Origin of the sequence: Flavobacterium gawalongense, from assembly GCF_007097265.1 — a bacterium.
Lineage (GTDB): Bacteria > Bacteroidota > Bacteroidia > Flavobacteriales > Flavobacteriaceae > Flavobacterium > Flavobacterium gawalongense.
Map to the genome: position 1 here is coordinate 1 of NZ_VJZP01000071.1, position 2,750 is coordinate 2,750.

The 2,750-nt window shown below is 30.7% G+C and carries 3 protein-coding genes and 1 pseudogene; all 4 read left to right on the forward strand.

Annotated elements, in window-relative coordinates; all coding sequences use genetic code 11:
• The first annotated feature begins 964 nt into the window (after positions 1 to 964).
• The 4 genes and pseudogenes from FNW38_RS17260 to FNW38_RS17630 all read left to right on the forward strand — a co-directional run bounded on the left by FNW38_RS17260 (position 965) and on the right by FNW38_RS17630 (position 2,603).
• The gene (locus tag FNW38_RS17260; RefSeq protein WP_143389008.1) at positions 965 to 1,216 is read left to right on the forward strand and encodes an ISAon1 family transposase N-terminal region protein; all 252 of its coding nucleotides are present in this window, start codon (positions 965 to 967) and stop codon (positions 1,214 to 1,216) included.
• 368 nt (positions 1,217 to 1,584) lie between these two features.
• Positions 1,585 to 1,746, forward strand: a complete 162-nt coding sequence (locus FNW38_RS18055; RefSeq protein WP_449404050.1) for a hypothetical protein — start codon at positions 1,585 to 1,587, stop codon at positions 1,744 to 1,746.
• A gap of 188 nt (positions 1,747 to 1,934) precedes the next feature.
• Entirely contained in the window at positions 1,935 to 2,075 is a 141-nt protein-coding gene (locus tag FNW38_RS17855) for a hypothetical protein (protein ID WP_235890238.1), read from the forward strand.
• A 168-nt stretch (positions 2,076 to 2,243) separates the two neighbouring features.
• Positions 2,244 to 2,603 (forward strand): annotated as a pseudogene (locus tag FNW38_RS17630) (transposase).
• The last annotated feature ends 147 nt before the right edge of the window (positions 2,604 to 2,750 follow it).

Below are 2,750 nucleotides of genomic sequence, written 5' to 3' on the forward strand. Positions count from 1 at the left end.
GCGGGTGCAAAAGTAGCACCTTTATTCAGTTATTCAAGCTTTTTAATCACTTTTTTTTAACGTTTTCTTGTCTTTTTATTTAACTCGCTGAAAACATGATTCTTGAATCTAAAAGTTTTTTAGGTTGATTTGTATTTAATGACACAGATTCTTCCAATCTTCGCTCTTTGCTGTACCATACTATATATAGTATAACTTTATTATTCTCTTCTTTATTTATCTAATCTGACTCGAAACTCCGATTTATAGCGATTTTAGTCGGATTGTAAATTGTTGTACCAACAATAAATAGCATTGATACAAGCTACATACTATATAATATAATGCAAACAGAATTTAGTAAAACCGCAAGCGCTAATAATAACAGCGAAAAACCCGCAAGAAAATGGAATTGAAACGCAATTTGGTAAGGACACGTAGCGAATAGCCGACCCATTATACAAAAAGATGCAAATCTGCATCAATCCTAAAAGTTATAGGGAAAAATCAAAAAAAATCTTTGTATTTTCAAATTAAACATAAATGCAAGATTCCTATAGCGAACTAATCAAATAATTATTAACTGAGATAATCCTCGAATATTTCGAGTTAACTTCTTATAGAAAAGAACAAGAAGTCCTTCATCACTACTTAAAATAGATTAATTCTATTCCAAAAGAATATCGAGAACACAAATTAAGCTCCGAAAGGCTCTTTGATGAGATAACTGTTCAGGATTTTCCAGTATATCTTCATATGACTCTATAATAGCACTACTAAAGCTATTTTTAGAAATTAAAATTTAGTTAGAAGTAAAAATCGAACAACCCAGGAGTTTGTTTTTTTCAAAAAGGGATCAATAGACTCTAGCCCAAATAATTATAATACTGATAACACTATCAACTGAGTTATTGGTGAAAAATTAGATCAAGTCTAAAAGTTATGGAGAAATATAAAAAAGGAGATATTTGTATTTCCAAATCAGATGCAAATACAAGATTCCTATAGCGAACTTATCAAGTTATTATTATCGGAGATAATCGTCGAATATTTCGAGTTAACTTTTTATAAAAAAGAGCAAGAAGTACTTCATTTGTATTTAAAAGAGAGCAACTCTATTCCAAGAGAGCATCGCCATGAAAAACTAAATTCAAAAGGATTCTTTGATGAGATAACAGTTCAAGACTTTCCTATTCGTGGACATCAAGTGTATCTTCATATCACAGGTAAAAGATGACTTAATGAAGATATTGGTAAAACGTATTTAGGGATTGGAATTTAGTAACAGACGGGGACTTGGGTAACACAAGAGTTTGCGTCTTTTCTAAAAGAAATCAATAGATTCCAGACCAAATAATTTTAATGCTATTGCTTCTTTCTATGGAGTTTCTGACAAAAAATTACAACATCAATACAAAGATTTCGGATCAAGCCAAAAACTTGGGGACAAATATTTAAATAACTAGATTTGCATTACTAAAAAAACATGTTTTGGATTTAGAATTAGCTATTTATTTTTTACCCGAAGGAATACTAGATTATTTTGACCCGGCATCTCACAAACTAGAAAAAGAAAAGCACACTTTTACCTAGGGAAAAAACATCATACCTGAAGAATATAAATTCAAGTTAGCCAAATCCAAAGGCTTCACTCCGGAAATTACAGTTGAAGACTTTCCTCTTCGAGGCAAATCAGTACTCCTTCACATTAAACGACAACGATGGACTTTAGAGAGTGGGGTAATAAAAGAGATTGGGAAATCGTAGCTAAAGGGACACGAATAACTTCTGAATTCGCGTCTTTTTTAAAAGGTATCATTGGATAACAATGCTGTAAGCGCCAGTAAACTCGGGAACTATTACAACAACGCCAATGGTAAAAAACTACAGTATCATTATAAAATCATTTAAGTGATTTTAAAAATTGGACACAAAAAACGCATACTAAAAAATGGTTGCTGTTTAGTAAAAACCTAAGCAAATATCTAAGTTTAGGTGAGACCTCACTTTCTAATGGCGAACTATATACCATTTTGACTGATAAAAATGCCAAAGGAAAGAAAGGAGCCATTGTAACCGATAGATTCCATGTTTAAAAATTTACAACTTAATCTGTTCAATAATGGCGTATTAGATTAACACAAGGGATTATTGAACAAGAAAACAATGATTTTGAAAGAGATAGAAAACAGAAAAAAACATAAAAACCTGAGTTACTTAGTAACGGAGATACAAAAAGACAACTTTTAGCCAGAAGTAGATATATATTATTCAAATCCAGAAATAAATGGACTCAAACACAAGTTCAAAGAGCTTCTTTATTATTTGAATTGTATCCAAGTATAGAAAAAGCGTACGAGTTATCACAAAGTCTAAGTTACATTTATGAAAATAATACGGATAAAAATATAGCTAGATTGAAATTAGCGTAGTGGTATAATAAAGTAGCGATGCTGGATAAATCCTTCAACACGATTTCAAAATCGATACAAATCCATTACGAACCAATTTTAAACTATTTTGATAATAGAAGTACAAATGCTTCCGCGGGGTCTTTTAATACAAAAAAAATTAGAGCAAATTTAAAGGTGTCAGAGATATTGAATTCTTCTTGTTTAGGATAACTAAATTATATGCATAATTATGCCAGTCCTCAAAAATATAGCTTGGTCCAAAAAATCCTTTACAGTACTAAAAAAAACTATTCAACAAAAAAAATCCTCATCAAATTCATGATGAGGATTTATAGAATCTGAAACGAGTTCAGATTA

What these genes read in the sequence shown, in the direction of transcription:
- FNW38_RS17260 (WP_143389008.1), top strand. Translation starts at nt 965, where the DNA reads ATGCAAATACAAGATTCCTATAGCGAACTTATCAAGTTATTATTATCG.